This is a genomic window from Listeria floridensis FSL S10-1187 (assembly GCF_000525875.1).
Taxonomy (GTDB): Bacteria; Bacillota; Bacilli; order Lactobacillales; family Listeriaceae; genus Listeria; species Listeria floridensis.
The window spans coordinates 29,943-54,487 of the sequence record NZ_AODF01000008.1 but is presented as its reverse complement, the minus strand read 5'-3'; the positions used below and the strand labels follow the sequence as shown (position 1 = coordinate 54,487).

Annotated in this window: 25 protein-coding genes and 4 pseudogenes; 8 read left to right on the top strand and 21 right to left on the bottom strand. The window is 42.4% G+C overall.

Going from position 1 to position 24,545, the window contains the following annotated elements:
* Positions 1 to 38: 38 nt before the first annotated feature.
* The 5 genes and pseudogenes from panD to MFLO_RS04495 form a co-directional block, all read right to left on the bottom strand.
* Positions 39 to 425, bottom strand: coding sequence for an aspartate 1-decarboxylase (gene panD / locus MFLO_RS04510; RefSeq protein WP_036096693.1), 387 nt, complete (start codon positions 423 to 425; stop codon positions 39 to 41).
* Positions 418 to 1,274 (bottom strand): annotated as a pseudogene (gene panC / locus MFLO_RS04505) (pantoate--beta-alanine ligase). Before panC ends, panD begins: the two are co-directional and overlap by 8 nt.
* Positions 1,275 to 1,276: 2 nt before the next feature.
* Positions 1,277 to 2,113, bottom strand: a complete 837-nt coding sequence (gene panB, locus MFLO_RS04500; protein ID WP_036096692.1) for a 3-methyl-2-oxobutanoate hydroxymethyltransferase — start codon at positions 2,111 to 2,113, stop codon at positions 1,277 to 1,279.
* A gap of 618 nt (positions 2,114 to 2,731) precedes the next feature.
* Positions 2,732 to 2,896 (bottom strand): lipase family protein, encoded by a 165-nt coding sequence (locus tag MFLO_RS15020; protein ID WP_277619762.1) that lies wholly within the window; start codon positions 2,894 to 2,896, stop codon positions 2,732 to 2,734.
* A gap of 136 nt (positions 2,897 to 3,032) precedes the next feature.
* On the bottom strand, positions 3,033 to 3,464 hold the full coding sequence (locus MFLO_RS04495) for an HTH domain-containing protein (protein ID WP_036096691.1): 432 nt from the start codon (positions 3,462 to 3,464) through the stop codon (positions 3,033 to 3,035).
* A gap of 82 nt (positions 3,465 to 3,546) precedes the next feature.
* On the opposite strand from MFLO_RS04495, the gene MFLO_RS04490 reads away from it, so the two are divergent.
* Positions 3,547 to 3,996 (top strand): hypothetical protein, encoded by a 450-nt coding sequence (locus tag MFLO_RS04490; protein WP_036096690.1) that lies wholly within the window; start codon positions 3,547 to 3,549, stop codon positions 3,994 to 3,996.
* Positions 3,997 to 4,455: 459 nt separating this feature from the next.
* On the opposite strand, the gene MFLO_RS04485 is transcribed toward MFLO_RS04490, so the two are convergent.
* The 6 genes from MFLO_RS04485 to MFLO_RS04460 all read right to left on the bottom strand — a co-directional run bounded on the left by MFLO_RS04485 (position 4,456) and on the right by MFLO_RS04460 (position 8,728).
* Complete coding sequence (locus MFLO_RS04485; RefSeq protein WP_036096689.1) at positions 4,456 to 4,710, bottom strand: hypothetical protein; 255 nt, start codon at positions 4,708 to 4,710, stop codon at positions 4,456 to 4,458.
* A 129-nt stretch (positions 4,711 to 4,839) separates the two neighbouring features.
* Positions 4,840 to 5,313 (bottom strand): thioredoxin family protein, encoded by a 474-nt coding sequence (locus tag MFLO_RS04480; RefSeq protein WP_036096688.1) that lies wholly within the window; start codon positions 5,311 to 5,313, stop codon positions 4,840 to 4,842.
* A gap of 138 nt (positions 5,314 to 5,451) precedes the next feature.
* Positions 5,452 to 6,429, bottom strand: a complete 978-nt coding sequence (locus tag MFLO_RS04475; RefSeq protein WP_036096687.1) for a biotin--[acetyl-CoA-carboxylase] ligase — start codon at positions 6,427 to 6,429, stop codon at positions 5,452 to 5,454.
* Complete coding sequence (locus tag MFLO_RS04470) at positions 6,416 to 7,594, bottom strand: CCA tRNA nucleotidyltransferase (protein ID WP_036096686.1); 1,179 nt, start codon at positions 7,592 to 7,594, stop codon at positions 6,416 to 6,418. Before MFLO_RS04470 ends, MFLO_RS04475 begins: the two co-directional genes overlap by 14 nt.
* A 10-nt stretch (positions 7,595 to 7,604) precedes the next feature.
* On the bottom strand, positions 7,605 to 8,393 hold the full coding sequence (gene dapB, locus MFLO_RS04465; protein ID WP_149022971.1) for a 4-hydroxy-tetrahydrodipicolinate reductase: 789 nt from the start codon (positions 8,391 to 8,393) through the stop codon (positions 7,605 to 7,607).
* Entirely contained in the window at positions 8,393 to 8,728 is a 336-nt protein-coding gene (locus tag MFLO_RS04460; RefSeq protein WP_036096684.1) for a nucleotide pyrophosphohydrolase, read from the bottom strand. Before MFLO_RS04460 ends, dapB begins: the two co-directional genes overlap by 1 nt.
* 109 nt (positions 8,729 to 8,837) lie before the next feature.
* On the opposite strand from MFLO_RS04460, the gene MFLO_RS04455 reads away from it, so the two are divergent.
* On the top strand, positions 8,838 to 9,704 hold the full coding sequence (locus MFLO_RS04455) for a YitT family protein (RefSeq protein WP_036096681.1): 867 nt from the start codon (positions 8,838 to 8,840) through the stop codon (positions 9,702 to 9,704).
* On the opposite strand, the gene MFLO_RS04450 is transcribed toward MFLO_RS04455, so the two are convergent.
* Together MFLO_RS04450 and MFLO_RS04445 are read right to left on the bottom strand one after the other, a co-directional pair.
* On the bottom strand, positions 9,697 to 10,800 hold the full coding sequence (locus MFLO_RS04450) for an NAD(P)/FAD-dependent oxidoreductase (RefSeq protein WP_036096680.1): 1,104 nt from the start codon (positions 10,798 to 10,800) through the stop codon (positions 9,697 to 9,699). The two genes, MFLO_RS04455 and MFLO_RS04450, sit on opposite strands and share 8 nt — an antisense overlap.
* Positions 10,797 to 11,465, bottom strand: coding sequence for a uracil-DNA glycosylase (locus MFLO_RS04445; protein ID WP_036096678.1), 669 nt, complete (start codon positions 11,463 to 11,465; stop codon positions 10,797 to 10,799). Before MFLO_RS04445 ends, MFLO_RS04450 begins: the two co-directional genes overlap by 4 nt.
* 158 nt (positions 11,466 to 11,623) lie before the next feature.
* On the opposite strand from MFLO_RS04445, the gene MFLO_RS04440 reads away from it, so the two are divergent.
* From MFLO_RS04440 to MFLO_RS04420, 6 genes are all read left to right on the top strand, one after another.
* Entirely contained in the window at positions 11,624 to 12,751 is a 1,128-nt protein-coding gene (locus tag MFLO_RS04440; RefSeq protein WP_036096676.1) for a GGDEF domain-containing protein, read from the top strand.
* A 22-nt stretch (positions 12,752 to 12,773) separates the two neighbouring features.
* Positions 12,774 to 13,931, top strand: a complete 1,158-nt coding sequence (locus MFLO_RS04435; RefSeq protein WP_036096674.1) for a GGDEF domain-containing protein — start codon at positions 12,774 to 12,776, stop codon at positions 13,929 to 13,931.
* Positions 13,924 to 14,727, top strand: a complete 804-nt coding sequence (locus MFLO_RS04430; protein WP_051993516.1) for a hypothetical protein — start codon at positions 13,924 to 13,926, stop codon at positions 14,725 to 14,727. The genes MFLO_RS04435 and MFLO_RS04430 overlap by 8 nt, the downstream gene beginning before the upstream one ends.
* A gap of 19 nt (positions 14,728 to 14,746) precedes the next feature.
* Positions 14,747 to 14,935, top strand: coding sequence for a hypothetical protein (locus MFLO_RS14580; protein ID WP_051993515.1), 189 nt, complete (start codon positions 14,747 to 14,749; stop codon positions 14,933 to 14,935).
* Positions 14,936 to 15,583 (top strand): EAL domain-containing protein, encoded by a 648-nt coding sequence (locus MFLO_RS04425; protein WP_051993514.1) that lies wholly within the window; start codon positions 14,936 to 14,938, stop codon positions 15,581 to 15,583.
* A 62-nt stretch (positions 15,584 to 15,645) separates the two neighbouring features.
* Positions 15,646 to 16,656: a serine hydrolase domain-containing protein gene (locus MFLO_RS04420; RefSeq protein ID WP_036096671.1), complete on the top strand. Its 1,011-nt coding sequence runs from the start codon at positions 15,646 to 15,648 to the stop codon at positions 16,654 to 16,656.
* Positions 16,657 to 16,673: 17 nt separating this feature from the next.
* Here MFLO_RS04420 and MFLO_RS04415 read toward each other — a convergent pair whose 3' ends face one another.
* From MFLO_RS04415 to MFLO_RS04380, 8 genes and pseudogenes are all read right to left on the bottom strand, one after another.
* Positions 16,674 to 17,408, bottom strand: a complete 735-nt coding sequence (locus MFLO_RS04415; RefSeq protein WP_036096669.1) for a class I SAM-dependent methyltransferase — start codon at positions 17,406 to 17,408, stop codon at positions 16,674 to 16,676.
* Between the two features lie 22 nt (positions 17,409 to 17,430).
* A pseudogene (locus MFLO_RS04410) lies at positions 17,431 to 18,703 on the bottom strand (BaiN/RdsA family NAD(P)/FAD-dependent oxidoreductase).
* 65 nt (positions 18,704 to 18,768) lie between these two features.
* The gene (locus MFLO_RS04405; RefSeq protein ID WP_036096668.1) at positions 18,769 to 19,452 is read right to left on the bottom strand and encodes a zinc metallopeptidase; all 684 of its coding nucleotides are present in this window, start codon (positions 19,450 to 19,452) and stop codon (positions 18,769 to 18,771) included.
* A 121-nt stretch (positions 19,453 to 19,573) separates the two neighbouring features.
* A pseudogene (lhaT, locus tag MFLO_RS04400) lies at positions 19,574 to 20,178 on the bottom strand (lipoprotein heptaprenylglyceryl N-acetyltransferase LhaT).
* Between the two features lie 11 nt (positions 20,179 to 20,189).
* Positions 20,190 to 20,783: a ReoY family proteolytic degradation factor gene (locus MFLO_RS04395; protein WP_077913161.1), complete on the bottom strand. Its 594-nt coding sequence runs from the start codon at positions 20,781 to 20,783 to the stop codon at positions 20,190 to 20,192.
* 27 nt (positions 20,784 to 20,810) lie between these two features.
* Positions 20,811 to 22,066, bottom strand: a pseudogene (locus MFLO_RS04390) (tetratricopeptide repeat protein).
* Positions 22,067 to 22,140: 74 nt separating this feature from the next.
* A complete protein-coding gene (gene aroA, locus MFLO_RS04385) occupies positions 22,141 to 23,427 on the bottom strand; it encodes a 3-phosphoshikimate 1-carboxyvinyltransferase (RefSeq protein WP_036096666.1) in 1,287 nt (428 codons plus the stop codon).
* A 12-nt stretch (positions 23,428 to 23,439) separates the two neighbouring features.
* Entirely contained in the window at positions 23,440 to 24,543 is a 1,104-nt protein-coding gene (locus MFLO_RS04380) for a prephenate dehydrogenase (protein ID WP_036096665.1), read from the bottom strand.
* Positions 24,544 to 24,545: the final 2 nt, after the last annotated feature.

Sequence of the window (24,545 nt, the reverse complement as noted above, 5' to 3'; positions counted from 1 at the left end):
TACATTCACCTTCCTAAAAATCCAATCCGCCTAAGCGCTTAATCTAACTTCGTCTGCGGCTTCTCTATATAGAGCCGTTCTTCAATTTCATTTTCGGCGCCAAGCACGATAACCTTTGGAACAAGCGCTGCCGCTTCCTTTGAATCCATCAACGCGTACCCCATAATAATTACTATATCACCAGGTGCAGCTAGTCTTGCCGCTGCCCCATTCACACAAATCATGCCGCTACCGCGCTTTCCTTCGATGATATAGGTCTCAAATCGCGCACCGTTGTTATTATTCACAATTTGTACGCGTTCATTGGCAAGCAGTCCAGTTGCCTCCAGCAGCAAAGTATCTATCGTAATGCTGCCGACATAATTTAAATTGGCTTCCGTCACAGTTGCTCGGTGAATTTTCGCATGCATCATCGTTCTAAGCATCTCGTTTAGCACTCCCTTCGATAATTTCATTATCAATCAAGCGTGCTTTTTCAAACTGAACGGCGATAGCAAGTATCATCGGTTTCGTAAAATCCACAACCGGCTCAAAATTTGGATAGCTGAGCAGTTCTAAATAGTCGATTTGCTGAGCAGTATCGCGTAGCGTCTCCTGAACAATCACAAGCACTTCTGCTTCATTTGCGGCAGTGCCAGTTTCGATCGCTCTTCGGCCGTTAAGCAAGGCTTGATGAATTCGTGGTGCGATTTCGCGCTCTGTCGGACTGAGATTGACATTGCGGCTGCTCTTTGCAAGGCCGTCTCTTTCTCGAACGGTTTCAACTACTCGAATTTCAAGCGGCAGAAAAAAATCGGATACGAAATTTTGAACAACCGCCACTTGCTGAGCATCTTTTTGTCCAAAGTATGCCCGGTCAGGTTCGACAAGTGAAAATAATTTGAGTAGCACCGTTACGACTCCGTCAAAATGTCCTGGCCGCGCCTTCCCATCCAAACGATCGACTGCTTTTTCAACATGCAACGAAACACTCGGCTTCGCAGGGTAAATTTCAGCGGCATCCGGCATGAATAGCAAATCAACGCCCGCTTGTTCGCTTAAACGAATATCGCTTGCTTCATCGCGTGGATAGCATCAAAGTCTTCGCCAGGACCAAACTGTGTCGGATTGACAAAAATACTTGTCACCAGAAAATCATTTTCAGAACGTGCTTCTTTCATCAATGCAAAATGGCCATCATGCAGAAATCCCATCGTCGGCACAAAACCAACCGAGCCGTTTTTTGCGCTTTTTAACGCTTCTTTTAATGCTTTTTTCGTTCGAACGACTTGCATACTCAGTTTTCACCTCCGTAAAGACCTCGCAGCTCTTCTTCTTTCATCGTGAACGAATGGGCATCGTCTGGAAAAGTCGCTGATTTCACTTCGGAAACATACTCAGAAAGCGCTGGAACAATGATAGGATCGACATCCGCGTAAGCTTTAACAAACTTCGCACGGCGCGTGATTCCATAACCGATAATATCGTGATAAACAAGTACCTGTCCGTCCGTTTTTGCACCTGCGCCGATTCCAATTGTCGGAATAGATAACTGCTTTGTTACTTCCTCAGCAAGCTGTTTTGGAATCGCTTCAAGTACAAGCGCAATTGCGCCGGCTTCCTCAACAGCCTTCGCATCTTCGATTAACTGCTTCGCTTCTTCATTTGATTTTGCCCGTACTTTGTAACTGCCAGTCAAACCAATACTTTGGGGGGTAAGCCCAAGATGAGCGACAACCGGTGCGCCTGCTTTAGATAGCGCTGCAATCTTTTTAGCCACATCACCAGCACCTTCCAGTTTAACCGCATGTGCGCCGCTTGCTTGAATCAGCTCGCGTGCATTTTGGATCGTTTCATCAAGCTCGCCGTGGTAAGTCATAAAAGGCATATCCGCCACTATAAAAGTATCCGGTGCGCCACGTTTTACCGCTTTCGTATGATGGATCATATCGCCAAGCGTAACGGGCACTGTAGAATCATAGCCAAGTACAACCATTCCAAGCGAATCCCCTACCAGAATCATGTCGGCACCCGCATTTTCCACATTTTTAGCAGAAGGATAATCATAAGCAGTAATCATCGTAATCTTCTCACCATTTGCTTTCATTTCAAAAAAATCAACTGGTTTTTTCATGTTTGTCATCCTTTCGTCCATGTTCCTAACTGAATCACGGCAAAAAATAATTTTTCCCAGCCGAAACGTATCGTTTCGCAAGCGAATACGATCATTTATTCGGCTCTGATTGTAAGTTTATCATATATCCGCCGTGCTATAAAGTTTTCTAGCCAAAAGAAAAACACCGATAAAATACCGATGTTAGCATGTAACAAAAAAGTGGAAAAATCGAGCATAATTTTCTGGTTACGCTTGATTTCCTCGCAAATAGAAAGAACAATTCGAATATAAAGAAGAGGAAAAAATGCTTTCCTTCATCTATCCGTTTTAAAGCCCATCATCGCTCACCATACCACAACATATAAATCCTCTTGCCTCTGCTTGATATCCCGCGCATGTGTGGTCGCTACCTTCTCTTGCACCGCATCACCTGTCACAGAGTCAAAGACATCCTTTAATTGTCTTTGTAGGGTATGTAATTTTTCTTGTACTTCGGCATATTTCTTCTAAATGTTTCTCATTTTGTTTGTCAAGTGAGCTTCTATATGATTCGCTCCTTGATTGACCGCAGATTTTAACTCGACTTTTTGTGCCTGCTTGATCAGGTCTCGTTCTGCATGTCTTAAACGAATTCGTTCACTTGGTGTTAACTCCTGCAAACTCGCCGTTTTTCATATCTGCTTGTTGTGCTTTTGAAAGTAATCGATACGGATTCGCTGTAGCGTAGGTCACGGCTTTTTTCTTCAGCTGCACCGCCACAAAAAGTGCAAGCGCGCCGCCCAGGCTATGACCAGTAAAAATATAGTCCTTTCTAAAAATCTGTATTCTTCCGTTGGCACTAAAAAAGTCTAGAAATTATAAATTCTAGACTTTTATTATTTTTTAAAACGATATAGTTTCCCCACGTTTTAGCGCCACACCGTTTTAAAATCAGACCTTATACTTTTAAGTTAAAATTATTAGGGTCGGTTAAAATGTTATAAAGAGTATTTAGCCTAGAATATACTTCAAATTTTTTACTATCCAACAAAACACCAAATTGACCATTTATAAATTTTTGTAATTCGGATTCTTTAACATCAGCAAACTTTGCAATAATATTATATGGGACCTTCAAACCTGTATGTAAACGATCAATCAGTCCCTCTAGTCTCTCATCCGCAGATATATCATTTGTAAATGGTAACACAAGTGACGCTAGTCTATTATAAATGGGAGCATAGTCATCACTTCCTAGAGATAAAGTTTTCAAGCTTTCTGTTTTCATACCAAATAATGAGTGAAAGTCTTGATCTGAAAAAGAAAAAATTTTTTCCAAAATTTCAATAAAGTCTGTCAGATTTTGATCTGAAATTTCTATGTAATCCAAAAAATCACTTCCTACCTATTTCTTTTCATGCTACACTCACTATGATCTATTCAAAAATAACATACATAAAGGTGGAGATCAAATGAAAAAAAATTTGTTGATGTTAGTAGTGGCGTTGCTTGTTTCACTGGGTAATTTCGGACTTTATGAAAATGCTTCAGCGGCAGGTGATGGTGATGTAAACTCGTCTACAAGTTATATTGGTATTGAAAACGGGAACCAGCAAAAAAATACACGAGCAGCAACGGCTCGTGCCGTCAAAGTTGCAAATCAAACTTTATCTGTTACAAATAAAACTCAAACAATTTCTTGGAAAATAGCCCCTATTCCTCCATATCGAGTAACCGGCTTCTCAGGTTCTATTACGATTACCGATTTATGGCATGGGTCTATGCAAAGAGTATTTGTAAAAGGACTCCGAGGAAGTATTAAATCGCCAATGCTTAAAAATCTTTATGCAGCTACCTTAGATGGGAAAGCTTTGCCAATCGGAAGATCCTTAGGACTTTCCAGAATTCAATGGAGAAATTAAAAACCAAGAAAAATTCATTTCATTTTTTGTGCTCGAGTCTTTTCCTTCTTATCTATTTGTAGAGTCCATTATATCTATACTATAACGTTATCGCATATTACATTGATAAGTGGATAGAACAAGTTAGACAGGTAGTTACTACTAAATGTTAACTAGAATACAATAGAAGAAAACACTTTTCCAAAAGCATGCTTTGAATAGGCATGCTTTTTTTATGAGCTATGATGCTATTTATTATTTTAACAGTCTATTTTTAAATATAAAACTAGGACTCCATTGAATTAGATGCTAGTTTTTTGTTTCAAGCGGTTTGCCAAGCAATACAATCTTCTTTTGCTGTTTTTTAAAATGTCTTTCCCTTTCGATACTTTTATTATGACAATTAAAAACGACAATCCCGTTATTTTCCATTCAGGGATTGTCGTTTTGCAAGAGTCTAGCACTGGTGCAATATCAGCATCAGTGCATTTTTTTCTGAGGGAACGGGATGACTTGCTGATCCGTGATCAATTCTTCACTTGCTTTCTTTAATTTCTTTTTCTTTCTTCCAGTAGCGTGCAACATTTCCGAAGCTAGATCATCCACTAACCTCTCGCTTTGCTTGACAATCGCCCAAAACGCTTTGGCTTCGTTGGGGTCTTGCTTTAAAAGTTCTTCTAACGTTTTACGAGCGAGCGCCATGCGGTCTTTTTTTCGCATATACGGCTCCATCATTCAATTCATCTCCCTTAATAATAAAAATCCATCTCCCCTTCATTTTATCACTTCATTTCGTGCCAAAATGTGACGAAATATCGAATTTTATTAACAAAGAAGCAAATTTGACTCGAAAACATCCTTGTTTTAATTCATTTGTTGTGAAAGCCAATTTTTCAGATCTGTTTTTTTATCATTTCCGAGAAAGACCGACTCAACCTTGCCCGCCTTTAGCGCCACAAGCGTCGGCACTGAATCGACTTTCATTTTTTTAAGCATTGCAATCATCGCTTTTCGATTCTTTTTACTTGCTTCATCCGTGTTGTAATAATCCAACTTCGTAATTTTTTCTTCCTGCAAAACCTGCTTTAAAAGCGGTTGAAATTCCTGACAATCCACACAACTTGGGCGCCCAACATAAATAATTTCTGTCTTCCCGTCCGCAAGTTTAGACTTAAAATCATCTGTACTGATCGTCCGTAGAAAGCTTTTTGCCTCTTGTTTCGTCTTTTCTTCTTTTGTATCTGAATCACCTGTCGTTTTGCTATTTCCCGCTCCGCACGCCGCAAGCAAACCTAGCATCAAACAAGTGAAAATCAAAATTGCCGTTCTTTTTTTCATCGTCATCCTCCTCGTTTCTCGATTATACCTAAAAACCGTTATGATTGAAAATGGCGATTTTTAAATTTTCCACACCATTCCAAGCATCATTCCGCGCGTTTTACACCCGATTTCTTGCTAAAAGACAATTTTACTCGGCTAATTTTCAAATTCGATATCCGCTGAATAAACCGAATGAAGTTCACCCGCTTCATCTCGAACAAAAAGCACGCCGCTATCTGAAATTCCTTCTGCACGCCCATGAATCGTACCTTGAAGCGTCCGAACCGTAATCCGTTGTGAAAACGGAATCGCCTGTGCCTCCCAAAGAAGCTTAATAGGCGTAAACCCTTCTTCATTATAGATCAAATAAAAACGCTCAATTTGCCGAAGCAGTTCTTGAAGCAATTCCGTCCGGGAAAATTCCCGTCCTGCTTCAATCCGAAGCGACGTTGCCTTATCCTCTAGCTCCTCCTCGAACGAAGCTTGATTCACATTAATACCAATTCCGATGATCACAGCGTGAATCGTCTCGGCCTCAGCTTGCATTTCCGTTAAAATTCCGCAAATTTTGCGCGTTCCGATATAAACATCATTCGGCCATTTAATTCGCGGCTCGAGCCCCGTTATCTTCCGAACAGATTCCGCCACCGCCACCGAGGCAATAAACGTAAACTGAGGAACATCGATAATCGGAATTTGCGGTTTTAAGATCGTGCTCGAAAAAATCCCTTCGCCTCGGGTTGATGTCCAAACACGTCTTAGTCTCGCTTTTCCCATACTTTGCGCGTCTGCTACAATGACCGTCCCGTCTGCCGCACCATCATTTGCTTTTTGAAAAGCCGTCGTTTGCGTCGATTCGACCTCATCATAGAAGTAAAGCGATTTCCCGACAAACTTCGTGTCAAGACCAAGTAACAAACTGTCTTTTGAATAAGGCGCGCCACGTCCCCCTAATCTGTAGCCTTTGTTTCTAACCGCATCAATTTGAAAGCCCTCTTTGCGCAAGCTGTCCATATGTTTCCAAACCGCTGCACGTGAAAGCCCTAATGTATCTGCAATTTTCTGCCCCGAAACGAAGTCTCCTGGATATGCCGAGAAAAGCTCAAGCAGCTTCGCCCGATTATCGTTTGCCATTTTGCAGCCACCCCCTGATCGTATCCTGCTTATTTTCAAGCTCGCCCGAAACGACCAGCTGTTCAATTTCAAGTAGCAAATCGCGCAGCCACGAACCACCCGCTTTGTTGTAATAAGTCATCAAAAAGCTACCGTCAACCGCAAGTTCCGACCGGCTGTGAATCGGAAGCTTGCGATACGCGCAAAGTGCTTCATCCAAACCATTTGACCCGTAAAGCAGTTTTCGCCCAATTTCCGTAAGTCGAATTCCCGTCTCCCCGGCCATATAAAGCGTCCACGGCGTCCATTTTGTTTTTGTCTCAATCAGTTGATAAGCTCCTTCGAGCTCTTTGATCAGCTGATTCGATTGTTTGAATCCACGTAAAAACTTGCGCACCGAATCCGGTTGAACCGCAAGAAGCAGTCCAAGCCAAACCTCAGCATCACTAGGATCTGCCGAGAATGAATACTGCTTCAATTTTTCCAAAGCACTCGCTTCATCTGAAAGTCCTGGCAAATAGCGCTCCATTTTGACTTCAAGCGCCAGATCAAGCGCTTTTGCGCGGCCCCTGCCGCGCAAAATCTTGACCCATTCGACGGCAATGCGTTCGACGGCCGTATGACGCAAAAGCTCAATTTCAGAGGCTAATGCTGCCTTTGTTTCCGCTTCAAGCGTAAATTCAAGCTGGCTGAGGAAGCGAACGGCTCGCATCATTCTAAGCGCATCCTCATGGAACCGTTCTCTCGCATCTCCAACTGCTTTAATTTCACGCGCATGGATGGATGCTTCGCCGTGAAAGGGATCATGCAGCTTGCCGAGACGATCCATTGCGATTGCATTCATCGTAAAGTCACGTCGTAGCAAGTCTTCATCAAGCGATCTGACAAAGGTAACTTCACTCGGACGTCTAAAGTCTTCGTATTTGCCTTCTGTTCGAAAGGTTGTTACTTCATACATTTCTTCGCCGTTTCTAACCGTTACCGTGCCGTGCTTAATACCGGTATCATAGGTTTTGTGAAACAACCCCTTTACTTCTTCTGGAAAAGCGCTTGTTGCGATATCCACATCATTCACTGGACGACCAAGCAAATGATCACGTACAGCACCACCGACAAAGTACGCTTCAAATCCGCCGCTCTCTAATGTTTCAAGTACCGGAAGCGCTTCTTTAAAAATTAATTCCATTCGTTATCTCCTACAATATGTTTTCAAGTCCATAAATAAGTTTGTCTACTTCTGCTGTTTTTCGGATCGCAAGCGCAACACCGGACATGAAGGAGATTCGATCGTATGAATCATGGCGAATCGTAAGCCCTTGACCTTCTGCTCCAAACAAAACTTCTTGATGGGCAATTAAGCCTGGAAGGCGTACGCTGTGGATGCGCATCCCTTCAAAGTCAGCTCCGCGAGCTCCTTTGATTGATTCTGTTTCATCTTCGCGACCCTGTTTGATTTTTTGACGAGTATGCGAAATCATTTCAGCAGTTTTTACTGCCGTTCCACTTGGCGCATCCAGCTTTTGATCATGATGCAGTTCAATGATTTCAACATTTGGAAAGTATGCCGCTGCCTTTTCTGCAAATTGCATCATCAAAACGGCACCTACTGCAAAATTCGGAGCAATTAAGCTGCCGACTTGTTTTTCCTCAGAAAGAGCCGTCAGCTCACGAATTTGTTCCGCCGTAAACCCGGTCGTGCCAACAATCGCTCGGGCTCCATTTTCAATAATCGTCTTGGTATTTGAATAAGCTGAAGCGGGTACTGTGAAATCAACCACTGCATCCGGCGTAGTTTCTACTAAAAGTGCTTGTAAATCGCTGTATACCGGCACATCAAGTTCGGTAAATTCAGGAAGTTCGTTGATATTCTTTTCGCTTGGCTGATGATCAAGTACGGACACAAGCTCCATATCTTCCTCGCGCAGAACGGTTCGAACGACTTCATGCCCCATCTTGCCTTTAAATCCTGAAACGGCTACTTTTATCATTTTGTTTCTTCCTCCTTTTTAGTCCAGCGATCTTTGTCTCGTGTTTTAAATTTTTCCATCACGCGGTCATGCGCTTGTTCCATATCAATATGTAATGAATTCGCCATACAAGTGAGCACGAACAGACAATCGCCAAGCTCCTCTTCAAGCGATTTCTCGCCTTCACTTGTTTTTTTCGGTTTTTCACCGTAATAGTGGTTAATTTCGCGTGCAAGCTCGCCGGTTTCTTCTGTTACCCGTGCCATCATCGCAAGCGGTGAAAAATATCCCTCTTTAAACTGGCTGATGTGGTCGTCAACTTCTTTTTGCATCTCTTGAATTGTCTTTGCCACGCTATCTCCTCCTATTTTATGATACACTAGCTTCGTAATGATGTTCTTCACTTATTATACATAATTCCGATGAAAAACGTCTATTTTAAAATTTGAAAGGAGAATGACAATGCGAACAACCCTTCGATTTAAAAATATTTTTTTCATCATGCTTGGAACTGCAATTTATGCGTTTGGGCTTGTTAATTTTAATATTCAAAACGGACTTGGAGAAGGAGGACTAACAGGAGTTACATTGATTTTGCTGCACTTCTTCCAATTCGACCCTGCTTACTCCAATATTTTACTGAATGCTCCGCTGTTTTTGATTGGTTGGCGTGTGCTTGGAAGTCGAGCTTTCATTTATACCGGAATCGGCACACTAAGCTTATCGCTTTTTCTCTGGATTTTCCAGCGAATTCCGTTTGGGCTAGATCTACATTCCGATTTGTTGCTTGTCACACTTTTTGCCGGATGCTTTACTGGAATCGGACTAGGGATTGTTTTCCGTTTTGGTGGGACAACCGGCGGCAGCGACATTATCGCCAAACTGCTGCACTATAAAAAGGGAATCAGCATGGGGCGTACGCTGTTTGTCTTTGATGCCCTCGTCCTCACTGCATCGATTTCCTATCTTGATATTCGTCAAGTCATGTACACGCTCGTTGCTGTGTTTATCGCAGCTCGTGTGATTGATTTCGTTCAAGAAGGTGCTTATGCTGCAAGAGGCGCGATGATTATTTCAGCTGAAAATGATAAAATTGCCAGTCAAGTTATGCTTGCAATGAACCGCGGTGTAACCATCTTGGAAGGTCGCGGCGGCTTTTCAAAGCTCGATCAAGATGTGCTTTACATTGTTGTGGCTAAAAATGAAATTATTCAACTGAAACAGATTATTGAAGCGATTGATCCACATGCTTTTGTATCTGTCAGCGTTGTCCATGATGTCATGGGAGAAGGATTTACGCTTGATGAAAACAAAAACCCGCTCAGTTAAGTTTTTTCAAATAAAGAGCTGGATCATAACCGCTAATATCAAACGAAAGCACATCTCCTGCTGCGAGTTCTGCGAGCAGCTTGCCGACAAATGGACCTGTAGTGAGACCTGAGGCACCAAGTCCGTTTGCAAGAAAGATGTTTCCAGACGGTAAAGTTCCGATAAATGGAGTGAAATCTGGCGTATAAGGTCTCGTTCCAACCGAAAGTTTTTCTCGCTTTGGCGCGCGGTCAAGTTGGATAAATTCGCCAAGCTCATCCAAGATTTCTCGGCGCGCGGCCTCTGTCGGAACAAGATCAAACTCAGCTTCTTTCTCATGAGTAGCACCGAGAAGCAAGCGTCCTTCGGCAAATGGAACGATCGCTTTTGATGCTGGAGGCAATACAACCGGCCAGTCGTTCATTTCTAAACCGTCAAACTCGAGTGTGAGTAGCTGTCCTTTTTGTGCCAGCAAATCAGCCTCATACCCATAACCGGAAAGCAACTCGCGAAGCCACGCTCCAGCGGCTAATACAAGTTTGTCATACGCTACTTCTTTGCCGTCTGCAAACAGACGGCCTGCTGAATCGAGTGATGCACTTGCATGAACAAATTTGCCTCCGTAAAATGCGGCTCCTTGAAGTAGTGCATCGCGGATTAGCGCACCTTTGCTCTTTCCCCCGCCGCTTAAAAATACGGCTCCGTAATCAGGACTTGCAAACGGGAACCGTTCTTTCACTTCATGCGGCGAAAGCTTTTCGATTTTTCCTATTTCAGGTGCCTCGATGCTTCTTTCAACCGCGAGATCATACAAACTGTCAAGGCTTTTACCGGGCTTTCTGAGGCAAAGTGTACCCACTTGCTCGTAACCGGATGAAAATCCCAACGCGGCAAGCTCTTTATCAATCTCTGGGTAAAATTTTGCACTTTCCTTTGCAAGCTCATACCAAACTTTGTTGCGTCGCTTCGATATCCACGGGCAAATAATTCCTGCGGCATGTTCGGTTGCTTGGCCCGCATCCTTTCGATCAATCATCGTGACATGATGGCCGGCTTTCGCCAAATGATAAGCAGCACTCGCTCCGACGATTCCAGTTCCTACTACTACGTATCTCATGTTAAATACTCCTTTTTATAAGCTCCGACTGCCTTGAAATCTGCTTCAATCAGCGGCAACAATTTACGATTATAGAAAATACTTGCCGGATGAAAAGTCGGGATAATCGTATAGTTTTTCTCCGATAGCACAAAACGGTTTTCATCAAGCGAAGCAAGCTGCTGGATTGGTTGCTGCAGCAATTCACCATGAATCTCAGATACCGTAAAATTTTTTCCAAGCAAACGTCTTAGTCCAATATTACCTAGCGTGACGATTAATTTGGGCTGAATCGCCTTCATTTCAAAATCTAAAATCGGAGCTTGTGCATAAATCTCCGCTTGATTCGGCGCGCGATTATAGCGCCGTTTGATCAGCTCGCCGGTTTTACGATCCTTTTTCTCACCCCAGCGGTAAGGTCTGCTTCGTACTGAACTCGTTATATACACATCTTCGCGTGTTAGTCCGGCAATCGCCATAAACTTCATCAGTTCATCTCCTGCTCGGCCGCTGAACGGAATGAAATTATGAATCTCTGTTTCGCCTGGGGCTTCTCCGACAAACATAATTTGAGATTGTTTCTTCCCTTGTCCCGGAACAAACCCTTCCAGCTTAAAGCCTTCACTTCGCTTTTCTACAAGTTTAATCAGCGGTTTCGGTGTTTGTAAATATTCGTGTTCGGTCAAGCGTTATCACTCTTTTCTGTTGTTGACAATCCACCCACCATTTGTGATAATGAGGGGGAATATGTTAACTAAATTACGGTTTAACTTGATTCCACATCCAGAAATCCAATTCCCATTTTACCGTAATTTTGAACCAAATGACAAAAGGAAGCTTAACGATGTGGAATATTATTGATTCACTTTGGTCGAGCTTGGCGATTTTTTTATACGCCTTATTTCTGCATGGGATCGCGCTGCGCTTTCTTCGCGAAAAAAGGCCGACTTGGTTTACTCAACCAAACAAGCAGAGGCTCGTACATTATGCTTTAGGCAGTTATTACGGACTTTTAGGGGTGTATTTCATTATTCGCGGTTTACGCGGATATGATTTTGGTATTTATACGGATATGATCATCAATATTCTATTAATTACAGCTCTATTCGGTGGTAGAGGAGCAACATTGATTGCGACATTGATCATCGCATCCGGAAAGATTTTAATTACCCAAAACTATTCCGAACAACTGATTTACGCATTTTTCTTGATCGCTTTTTATTTCGTTGTAACAGAACTCGCTGCACTGAAAATTCGCGAGTTTCAAAAATTTATTCTTTGTAACTTAAGTATTGTACCATTTATGCTTTATTATTTGCCTCATAAAATGATGATTCCGCTGGATTGGCGTTCCGGCTTACAATGGATCATTATTTTTGCCGTTTCCTTTTTATCGAGTTTTATTCTTTACCAAGCTGCTCGTTTTGTCACGGCTGCGAACAAACAAATCCAAGAGCTTAGGTATTTCAGCTTGCATGACCCTTTGACCGATCTAGCAAACTACCGTTATTTTGAAACACGCTTCACCCAGCTCGTTAAAAAAGCGAAGCATAAAGAACAACCGCTAAGTTTAATCTTGTTCGACATCGATTGGTTCAAACAAATCAATGATTCATTCGGACACCAAGCCGGCAATCACGTTTTAAGCACCCTTGGCAGCATGCTTCGCGAACATGCTTTTCCGAAGAATACTTTTCTCGCTCGAATCGGTGGCGAAGAATTTGCGATTTTACTTCCAAAAACGTCCGAATATGAGGCTATCGAATTTGCAGAAGCATTTCGTATCCAAGTCGAGCAACATGTATTTCATTTTGGTCAAAAAGAACTTACAATTACCATCTCCGCTGGAATTGCATCGATTGATCAGGAGCACATCCAAAACAGCGATCAGATGCAAAGTTTTGCCGATCAAGCCCTTTATGCAGCCAAAAATGCCGGACGCAATCGCGTTATGAAAAAACCGCTTTACTAATTCAGTTAAAGGAGTATTGAAGATGAACTTCAGCCATGCCGATCCCTATGTAGACAGTGTTGCGAGCTTTTTAGCCGTACTCTTTATTCATGGCCTGCTTTTTCGTTTAATTCGCGAACGCAAGCCAAATTGGATCGAAATTCCCCGCAAACGTCATATTCTTGCTCTTTGCGTCGGCTTATATTACGGACTTTGGGGCGTATTTTTCATTTATCGCGGTGAAATTACCCATAATGCAGTGATTTACATTAATTTGCGGATGAACATTTTGCTCGTCACCTCCGTCTTCTTCGGGAGAATCGCCGTCTCCACTTCTTTCATCGTGATTGTGATCGGTCGGCTTATTATCGGGAATTCCTACTTATCTGACATTCGCTACATTATGATTCTTGCCGCCTTTTATACCATTTGTATGATTGTCGCGCATTTTAAAATCAGCGCTTTAAAAAAATACTTTTTCATCATTATTTGTGCGCTTCCAGCTCTCTCCTTGTACTACTTTACCAATTTTAATACCCATAGAGTTCTCTCAGCTAAAGAAGGTATCTTCTATGCGTGGACATTCTTTTTCTCAAGCGTGGTTATTTTCTTTGCCGCAAGTTACATTCGCCAAAGTAATGAAGCATTGGTTGAATTAAAAGACACCGCTACAAATGATCAGCTCACGCGGTTGAAAAACGCTCGCTACTTTGATAATCGTTATGCACGCGCTTTTGATCGCGCTGTTTTACTTAAGGAAAATCTCAGCTTGCTGTTGTTAGATATTGATCATTTCAAAACGATCAATGATGAATATGGTCATCAAGCCGGTAACTTGGTGCTCGCTGAATTTGGTATGTTGCTCAGAAACCACACCTTGCCAAGCGGAGCGGTTATTGCCCGAGTTGGCGGTGAAGAATTTGCTGTCCTATTGCCAGGAGTTTCTGACAAAAAAGCCGAACAAATTGCCGAAAGCCTTTGCCGCGAAGTCTATCAGTCTGTTTTTCCTCATCAACCGAAAAAGCATAGCGTCTCCGTATCCATTGGCGTTTCAAGTTTGTATCACGCTAGAAAACAGCTTTTTGCAACAAAAGAAAATCTTTATGAAACGGCTGACTTGCTGCTTTATCAATCAAAAGAAAAAGGGAGAAATCAAGTTTCAGCAGGACAGCTCTTAGAAAAGGGGAATTTTGATGATTAAGAAGATGGGTTTGTGCTTTACCGCTTTGATGATTTTTTTCGGAATAGCCGCTTGCGCTAAAGAAAACGAGGCGGCACCTGAAAAAAAGCAACCGCGCGAAACCGCTGTCTCAGCTTATATTGACAAGCATTATCTTGCAAAAGATGGTCTGATCATTGATTATCAAGGTGTAAAGAATCCGCACTATCTTTCAGAAAGTGTGGGTCTTTACATGGAATACCTAGTGCTCGTAAATGATAGTGCTCGCTTCCACAAACTATATCAAGCCCTTGAACGTGAGCTTGCTGTTGAGGATGGTAGCAAAATTTTTATTAAGTGGGAAAAAGGGGCTAACGTCCATGTGGGAGCATTTATTGACGACCTTAGGATTTATCAAGCTTTAGTTGAAGCAAGCCGTAATTTTTCATATCCAGACTACGCTGACTTTGCCGATCGTTTGATTGCTGCCGAAAAAAAATACGGTACAAATAGAAATGGACCGGTAGACTTTTTCGATTTTGATACGAAACAACAAGCAAAAACCTTGCATTTAAGCTATTATAAAGTAAAGGCAATGAAGCAAGCCGGATTTGCCAAGACTGATTTCGACCCGCTAAAAAATGTTCCAGCCGCGCCTTTTTTTGCAGAGATTTACCAAAACAAACACTATGAAACAACGGGAACAGAAGTGAATATGATTGATCAGATGCTGATTGCAAATCAATTTTTTCTATTAACGGGGGGGGAAAAATCCGAAATTCGATCAGTTTCTATCCGAACAATGGGAGCAATCGGGACATGTTTACGCTCGGTATAATCGGGAAACAAGACAGAAGATGAATGAGACAGAATCTACTGCGGTTTATGCGCTTCTAGTCGACTATTACCGTTTGACTGAGAATCCCAAAAAAGAAGCAGCTGCCTTAGAATTATTAAATACCATGCGGACCGATGATGCCACAACCACACATTTCTTCGACTATATCCACAAGGAGCTCGTGTTGGCAAGAAAGAAGATGGAATAAATGAAAAAACAGGAAATTGAAGAAATTATTTTTTCCAACCAATTTCATACTATATTTGAGCCAATTGTCGATATCCAAAATAGAACCATTTACGGTTATGAATCGCTCACACGACTTAGTGGAAAGAATCAGCCTTCTATTGGTTCCTTCATCGCTGAGTGCAGTGATTATGAACTGACAGCGGACTTTGAAATTCAAACTTTAAAGAACGCTTTTCAAGCGTTCTCATTCGATCCAGACACTTATTTATTCGTCAACCTTTCTTACCGCACATTCCTAGACAGTTTTTCTAAAATTGCTGATTTAATTCGGACAACAAAACGAAAAGTCGTCTTCGAATTTCTAGAAACGTCCGAACTAAATCCGGAAATCCTCACGGAGCTGAGACCGAAAACGGCACAACTGAGTGCCGAGCTTGATACACAATTTGCTATTGACGATTTTGGTAGCGGGTACGCCGATGTTTCGCGTATCCTCACCCAGCCGGCTGATTTCGTCAAAACGGATGCGGCATTTCTAGAAGATATTACTAGGTTGAAAGGCAAACAACTTGTTCTTATCAATTTATTCCACTTCGTGCGCCATAAAAACAAGACATTAATCGTCGAAGGGGTTGAAGAAAAAAAAACAGCTCGACTACTTAATTAAACTAGGGGTTCGCTACGCACAAGGCTATTACTTTAAAAATTAGGAAGAATGGAGCTGGAAAGATGTTTCAAGACACAAAAAAACTTCTGCATCGTTTGGTGGAACAGCAGCATGTTCCCGGCGTAAGCTACGCTATTTTGACGGAAGAACAACAAGAAAGTGACAGTTTCGGTTTGAAAACTTGGCAACCGGAAGAAACACCGCTTGTAAAGTCTGATTCACATATTTACGATATTGCCTCACTGACAAAAGTGATCGGAACAGCGACGCGTCTTGTTCAACTTCATGAACAAAATTTGTTTGAGTGGTCTGATCCTGTAGCTCGCTATTTGCCCGACTTTAACTATCCGGAAATTACACTATTGGATCTTGTGACGCACAGCTCCGGTTTACAAAAAAACATTCCCGGATTTCCGATTGAACAGCCGGAAGACGTAAGACGTTATGTTTTTTCAGCAGAACCTGTTTGCCCGCGAAACGAAGTAGTTGAGTATTCGGATATCAACTTTCTTTTGCTGGGTTACATCATCGAAGAATTAGAAGATCAGCCATTTGAAACACAAATCCGTGCCAATATTTTGTTACCGCTTGAAATGAACAGCAGCTCTTTTTATGCGGCTAACCCAGCATATACGATTCCGATAGAACTGACCGAAAAGCGCGGTCTTATTAACGGAATTGTTCATGATCATAAGGCCTATATTGCACTTGGAAATACGGGGCATGCCGGTTTGTTTGCACCACTTTCTGATTTAATGAAATACGCACATGCCTTATTATTTCAAGATGGTGCACCTTTATTTCAGTCGCATAGTTTAGCAGCTTTAAGCCACAATTACACGAAAAATTTAAATCGCGATCGTGGCATTGGTTTTGATCTTAGGAAATCGAGTGACCATTATGCGCTCTATCATACCGGCTTTACTGGTACTTTTATCGTTCTTGATACAGAAAAAAAAGCCGGCTTAATTGTCCTTACAAACCGAATTCATCCGACGCGGAACAATCAGCCATTTCTTGAGGCTCGCGAACACATTGTTGATACATTTATAGCCGAAATCTACAAAAAATAACTGGCGCGGTGCGCCAGTTATTTTTCATTTGTCGCCGCAATAATCAGCATCATCGGGCGGCGCAGTTCATCTTTCATGCCAGGAATCTCCATCATATTTTCCGGGGGAATCGGCTCCGCTAAACTGTCAATCCGGAATCCATTTTGCAAAAGCCCGTTCAAATAGGTTGTAAGCGTCTTATGATACTTCACGACTTCCTCGCCAAGAAAATGCGGCGTCCGTTTGCCTTCAAAAAAGTAATGATCGACTGGAAAGTGATCAATCTCATGACGCGCATCATAAATCCAGTCCCCACTTCCTTCCGCAGTAAAAACTGGGTGCTCGACCGAAAACACAAATTTTCCACCCGGCTTAAGCATCCGGCGAACCTTTTTGGTTATTTGTTCAAAAGACTCCACATAATGCAGTGCCAGCGAACTAATGACGCTATCAAACTGATTGTCGTTAAACTCGGCCGCTTCAATGCTCGACTTCACATAATGAATATTGTCAAACTCTGTCTTTGCGCGAGCTTGTTCGAGCATTTTTTCTGAAATATCTACACCTACCACAGACTTTGCACCATGTTCAGCCGCATAGATACAATGCCAGCCGAACCCGCATCCAAGGTCAAGCACTTCTTTTCCGCTAAAATCAGGCAGCATCGTTTGCAGTGTTTGCCATTCACCGGCCCCGTCAAGTCCCTTCACACTACGATCCATTTGACTGTACTTCTCAAAAAAATCCGCATCATCATATCGGTTTTCAACCATATTTTTCATCTCCATTCCGCTTTTACGCTTGATTTATCATTTTCGCATATTGTGCAGCATTCTCACCCGCCGTATGTCCAGTTACAAGCGCACAGGTAATATTATAGCCGCCCGTATAGCCGTTAATGTCAAGAATTTCTCCGCAGAAAAATAACCCCGGCATCAGTTTTGACTGCATCTCTTTTGGCATAATTTCCTTGATTGAAACGCCGCCGCCAGTCACAAATGCCTTTTCAAAGTCTAGCGTACCATTAACCATAAACGTGAAATTTTTCAGCAACTCACAAAACTGTTCGATTTTTTTTCGGACTGACTTGATTACAACTATCATCCGGCGAAAGTTCTGCTTGTTCTAATAAAAACACTAGCATTTTTTCTTGTAAAAGAACGCTAAGTGCATTTTTCAGCGCCTTCTTTGGATTTTCCTTGAGTAAATTTGCGACCTGTTCTCTTATACTCGCATTTGTTTCCTCAGGGAATAAATCAAGCTGCATCGTCACTTCATTTGCTTTTTTTAATTCGCGTCCGACAAACATACTGCACCTGAGTGCCGCCGGACCTGAAACTCCAAAATGCGTAAAAATCATATCCATTTGATGCGTAATAATCACTTTTTTCTTTTGATTCAGCACTGAGAGCGCTATGTTTCGAAGCGATGTTCCTTGGAGTCGCTTGTCGCGAATAAAAGGCTCTGCAGAAGTGAGCGGCACTTCAGTAGGATATAATTCCGTAATCGTATGCCCAGCCTTTTCAGCCCAAGCATAACCATCTCCAGTTGACCCCGTCCGCGGTACCGATTTCCCGCCCACAGCCACAATGACTGCTTTCGCAGCAATTTCCTGCCCATCCGACAAGGTAATTCCCGCAACCGCCCCATTCTGATAACGAACCTGTTTCACCGCCGTTTTCATATAAACCGTCACACCAAGCTTCTCCATCCGTGTAATCATCGCATCTGCAACTGAACGCGCACTATTTGAAACGGGAAACATCCGACCATGATCTTCTTCTTTTAGTGCCACGCCAAGCTTTTCAAAAAACGAAATAATATCTTCATTGTCAAATTGATGAAAAGCGCTGTATAAAAAACGTCCATTGCCAGGGATATGCTGAATGATTTCATCAACAGGACGGCGATTGGTTACGTTGCATCTCCCGCCGCCAGATAGAATTAATTTACGTCCAAGCTTTGGTCCCTTTTCGACCAGTAATACCGTCTTATTCCCTTCGGCAGCAGAAATTGCAGCCATCAGTCCAGACGGCCCTCCACCAATTACAATTACATCAAAGTTCATTATTTAACCCCTTTTTATCATTTTTCTCAAGAAAAAACCTGAGATTGCCTCTCAGGTTTTTAAAATTAGTTTCGGTTCATGTTGGTAAAAATCAACAAGAGACGTAAAAGTTCAAGTACGGCTACTGCCATCGCTGCCACATAAGTCATCGCAGCTGCACTTAGCACTTTTTTCGCTTGCGGAACTTCTGTTGAAGCAAGAAATCCGCCATTTTCAAGCTGCACCATTGCACGCTTACTCGCATCAAATTCGACCGGTAGCGTAATAATCTGGAAAAGTACTCCGACTGCCATTAATACAATCCCAACAAGCATCAAACTTGGAATTGTAGCAATCATTCCGATGATGAGAAAAATCCACGAAATGTTTGAGCTGAACATCGTGACCGGTACAAGGGCAGAACGAAAACGCATAAACGCATAGTCTTCCTTATCTTGAATCGCATGGCCAACTTCATGCGCGGCTACGGCTGCTGCTGCAATCGAAGCTTCATGGAAGTTTGCTTCCGATAGAAATACGGCTTTTTTACTTGGGTCATAGTGATCGCTCAGCACACCAGATGTTGGATTAACTGGCACATTTGAAAGACCGTTGCGATCCAAAATCATTCTTGCCACTTCAGCGCCCGTCATGCCACTTCTAACAGCAACTTTCGAATACTGCGAATACGTTGCTTTAACACGGAACTGCGCCCAGAGCGGAATGGCTGCTACAATCACAAAATAAAGAATATACATGCCTAAAGACATTCTTATCAACTTCCTCCTATTAACGAATCAATTTTCCTAACTGTAATTAGTTTTAATTATAAAGGATGTTGCACAAACTCTCAATCGGAAAAGCCTAAGATGAGAAAATTCTAATGTAAACTTATTTCCGGCTGTACGGCTCAAACAAATCAAGCTTTAACCGATCTTTCTTCAAAACTTTTTGATAGACGAGTGCTAGTACCGCAATCGAGAGCCAAAACGTGACATAACCGATAACAGGCAAGAATCGCTCAAGCCCCATGTAAATTGGCATCTGACCGAATAAATAATCAATCATATCATTATGTAATATCCAAACAGCAGCAATCATAAAGTGCCGCATCTGAAAACGATAAAACGGCGCATATAGTATTGCCTCAACAGCCATTAAACCATGGCTTGTAAGTAGCATCAAGCTCGTAAGCATAATGCTTCCTTGATCAATCATCAAAAAAATATTCATCCCTACTGCCCAAATCCCGTATTTAACGAGACAGACAAAAGCCAGTGCTTCCATTAGCGGCCAATGCTTTCGCGCTAAAAAAGCAGCAAGTACAAATACGAAAAAACAAAAATGGCAGTCGGACTATCTGGTACAAACAACCAAAATCGAGCCTCCGTAATTTGCAGTTGCGGTATGTACCAGATATAACCATAAATTGCACCTAAAAGATTGACAACAAAAAGCAACCGCAGAAAGCTGCGGTTTGAAAGTAATTGATACACCCTTTTCCCCCCTAAACATTTTTAAGCTGGAAGCGCACTTTGGCATCTCCCAGCTTAAACTTCATTATTGAACTGTCTTGTCTTGAAGCAAAGCAGACAATTTTAAAAAGGTTTTTTGGATCTCTGTTATCGAGTACTTCATCGATTTCACGTTTCAATACCTCAAGTTCAAAATCGCTTATCATTTGATCTAAAAACTTTTCAGCTAATAGCATTTCTTCATCGCCGATTTTAAGGTCTTGTGATAAACTTTCTTCTCGCACGAGCGCGTATTCTGGAGAACTAATGGCTTCTTTAAAATGTAATTCTATATAGAGGTTATCGTCCCAGTTCAAACGGATATCATGGAAAGCTTTTTCTGGATCTGACGTTGTAATGTTACCTTTAAAAAATCGGAATGGTTCGTTATCGACTCCGTGTGCAGAAAGAACGAGTCCGCGCGAGCGACCTTCTAGATCATCCACAAAATGTACATATTTCATGATTTGATCATGCCCGGCAATATAATTCAGGACCCACATAGCTTCCCGCATTTTCATTTGATGTGTATTCAACAACCAACGAATAAATTCTTTCTTTTCATCTACTGAAATAGGCGCTTTCATAACAAAATCACTCCTTCCGAAATTTCATTAAAAATCAAGTAAACTTCGAATGTCGTCATCCCCTGGTTCGAAAGAAAGGTAGTCTTTCAAAATCGTGATAGCCTGAACATCCCCTTCTTCACGTAAAAACAAACCGTATTCACGTAAAAAAGTCGGGTTGTTTTTTAAAAATGAGGATAGGCCGTTTCAAAATTTTCTTTTGCTTTATTATATTGTTCTGTTTCCTGATATGCAACACTTAAGTCCCAAAAAATTTGCGGCTCTGTGACTAAATCCTCGCTGAGCGCTTCAAAAATCTCAATTAGTCCCTCATAATCTTCTTTTTGAAGCAAGAGTTTATTCAGTTCAAGAACAGCATCAATATATTCTGGGTCAAGCACTAGCGCTTGTCTGAAGAAATTTTCGGCATCGGCCGTTCGACCTAGCTGCTTCGCAAGCTTACCGGCGCTGAAAAAGAGTTCCTTATTAAATTCATCTTGCTTAAGTCCCTCTTCAAGTACTTTAAGTGCTTCTTCTTCTTGCCCATTTTCTTCATAGCTGTTTGCCAAATAAGGATAAAGTGTTGTATAACTTGGGTCGTGTTCTTTCAAGTGGTTAAATGCGTGAATGGATGTTGTATATTCCTTTGCTTGAAAGGCAGTTAAACCGAGGCCAAACAATGTATCAAGCGACTCATTTTGCTCGAGTGCTTTTTCATAGTAGGGAATCGCGTTTTCAAAAGCACCACTAGCACTTAGAGCTTCTGCAATTCGTTCGTAGACTGAAATGGTACCTTCTTGGAGGTTGTTTACACCAGCATCAAGCACAGCTTGATAGCTCTGGACGGCAGATGCAAAACGAGCTTGTGACAAATAATATTCCCCAAGAGCAAAGTCAACAATCGGCTCGTTTGGAGCAAGCTCTTTTGCTTCTAAGAGTTTTTGTTCCGTCACTTCAAATAATCCCTGCATTTGATAAAGATCTGCTAAAACCATTAAACTTTCAAGATAAGCTTCATCGGTTTTACGTACCTTCTCCAAATAATCAGATGCACTATCGAGATCATCTTTTTCAATGACCACTTCTGCAATCCGAACAAGTAGCTCCCCTTCATTTGGGAATGCCGCAAGTAGGAGCTCATATAAATCTTCTGCTTCATCTAAAAATCCTAAACTGAATAATTGTTCCGCTAAGAAAAATTGTTCTTCAGGGGAATCCCCTGCAACCACTGCATCAAAAAAATTTCTTGCTTGCTCCATGTCCTCATGTTCGAGCGCATGCAGCATTTGTTCTGCATTTTCCAAAGAGTCATCCCTCATTCGTCACATAATGACAACCATTATAACAAAAATCAAGCCGTAAGCAAATAAAAGAAACTTTAAGCCTGTTTATTTTTTGGTAGAAGCTTAGTTAAATCTTCAAAAAAATGCGGGTAAGAAACAGCAACCGCTTCCGCTTGATCGAGTTCCACTTCACCTTCTTCAACAAGCAAAGCCGCAATTTGTAGCATCATGCCGATACGGTGGTCCCCGTAACTTGTCACTTTCGCTCCGTGAAGCGGCGTTTTTCCGCGAATGATAAGCCCGTCTTCAGTTGGCGTAATATCTGCACCCATCTTGCTCAGTTCAAAAGCAACCGCATCAATCCGGTTCGTTTCCTTCACCTTCAGCTCTTCCGCATTGCGAATAACCGTCGTTCCCTCCGCTTGCGTCGCGAGCAACGCAATAATCGGTAGTTCATCAATCAGCCGCGGAATAATATCCCCCTCGATCACTGTTCCCGTAAGCTCCGAAGTTTTCACACGAACGGTTCCGGAAAACTGCGCCATATCAACCTCAACAGCCCCGTTCATCGCTGCGATCACATCTAATATCCCCGTCCGCGTCTCATTCAGCCCTACATTCACGAGCTCAACTTCCGAATCTGGTACAATGAGTCCCGCCACCATGAAAAAGGCAGCCGAAGAAATATCTCCAGGCACAATAACATCCTGTCCGTGAAACTTCTGCTTACCGCTGACACGGACCACAAGCCCATCCTCGCTAATTTCACCGCCAAACATTCGGATCATTTCCTCTGTATGATTGCGAGTTTTTTCCTTTTCATGAATCACCGTTTCACCTTCCGCCTGTAGTGCCGCAAATAAAATCGCACTTTTTACTTGAGCACTTGCAACAGGCATCACATATTCCACCGGTTGAATTTTATTTCCTCCCGTGAGCTTAATCGGTGCAAATCCGGCATCACGAGCCGTATCATAAACAGCCCCCATTTCCCTTAGCGGCATAATCACTCGGTTCATCGGACGTTTAACAATCGAAGCATCTCCCGTTAACGTAGCATCAAAATCAGCTCCAGCAAGAATCCCCATCAAAAGACGAATGGTCGTCCCAGAATTGCCCACATCAAGAACCGTATCCGGTTGCTTCAATCCAGCGAATCCAGTTCCGTGAACAATAATTTTTTCAGTCGTTTCTTCAATCTCTACACCAAGCTTTCGAAAAACCGCAATCGTACTCAGACAATCCTCTGCACGCAAAAAATGGCGGATCGTCGTCGTTCCTTCCGCCAGTGCCCCGAACATAATACTACGATGCGAGATTGATTTATCTCCGGGCACTTCAATCGTACCTAATAAGCCCGTTTGAGCAGTTAAAAGTTTCATATCGCCAGTCTCCTATTCCTCGTAATAGCATAAATAGCCGCTTTGTTCCTCAATACATGTTTTAGCACGCTTTCTGTCATCAGCAGTTTGAAACGAAATTTGCAGCACCCCAAAAATATCTTCACGTGTTTCAAGGATTTTCAAATTGGTCAAGCTGATCTCCCATTTCGCAAGATATCCCGTTACTTCCGAGATTACCCCCGAGTAATCCGGTACATCCACAAATAAATCATAAAATGCCGGAATAGCTCCGCGATGCACTGGAAGCGTATCGCGAAATTCCTTTGCTTCATCGAAAAACGAATAGAGCGCTTCTTTTTCACCCATTTCAATCAGCGTAAGTGCCTCATCCATTGCGGCACGCCAGTTTCTAAGCTGATCTGCGAGCACCGCTTTATTACTGATTGAAATATCCGTCCACATCCGCGGGTCTGATGAAGCAATCCGTGTAATATCGCGAAATCCTCCAGCAGCAAGCTGAAAAGCAGCCGGATGCACTTTCGTAAAATCTTCCGTCTGCCGAACAAGAGCTGCTGCCACAACATGCGGCAAATGACTAAGCATTCCGGTTATTTCATCATGTTCTTCCGGCGACAGCACTAAAAATTTCGCATTTGTTCCGAGAAGCCACTGCTTCAGTTTCTCTACGCGCGCTTTACGTTCTGTTTTTTGCGGAGTAAACAAATAATAGGCATTTTCAAACAAAAGACGCTTCGCAGCTTCAACACCGCTTTTATGCGATCCGGCCATCGGATGACCGCCAATAAAGGTAATCCCTCGATCTGAAAGCACCTTGGCACACTGCATAATTTCTGCTTTGGTACTTCCTGTATCCGTCACAATCAATTCTGGTTTTAACTTCAATTTTGCCAAATGCCCAATCAATTCTTCCGTTTCCTTCACAGGACAGCAAAAAATCAGCAAATCCGCGCGTTTCGCTTCAATCAATAGACTTTCACCAATTTCATCAATAATTCCGCGCGAAAGCCCAACTTCAAGCGTCCGATAAGAGACATCAATTCCAATAATATGCGCATCAGGATGCTGCTCCTTAATCGAAAGCGCAATCGACCCGCCGATCAAGCCAAGCCCGACAATAATGACATTTCCTTTCAATC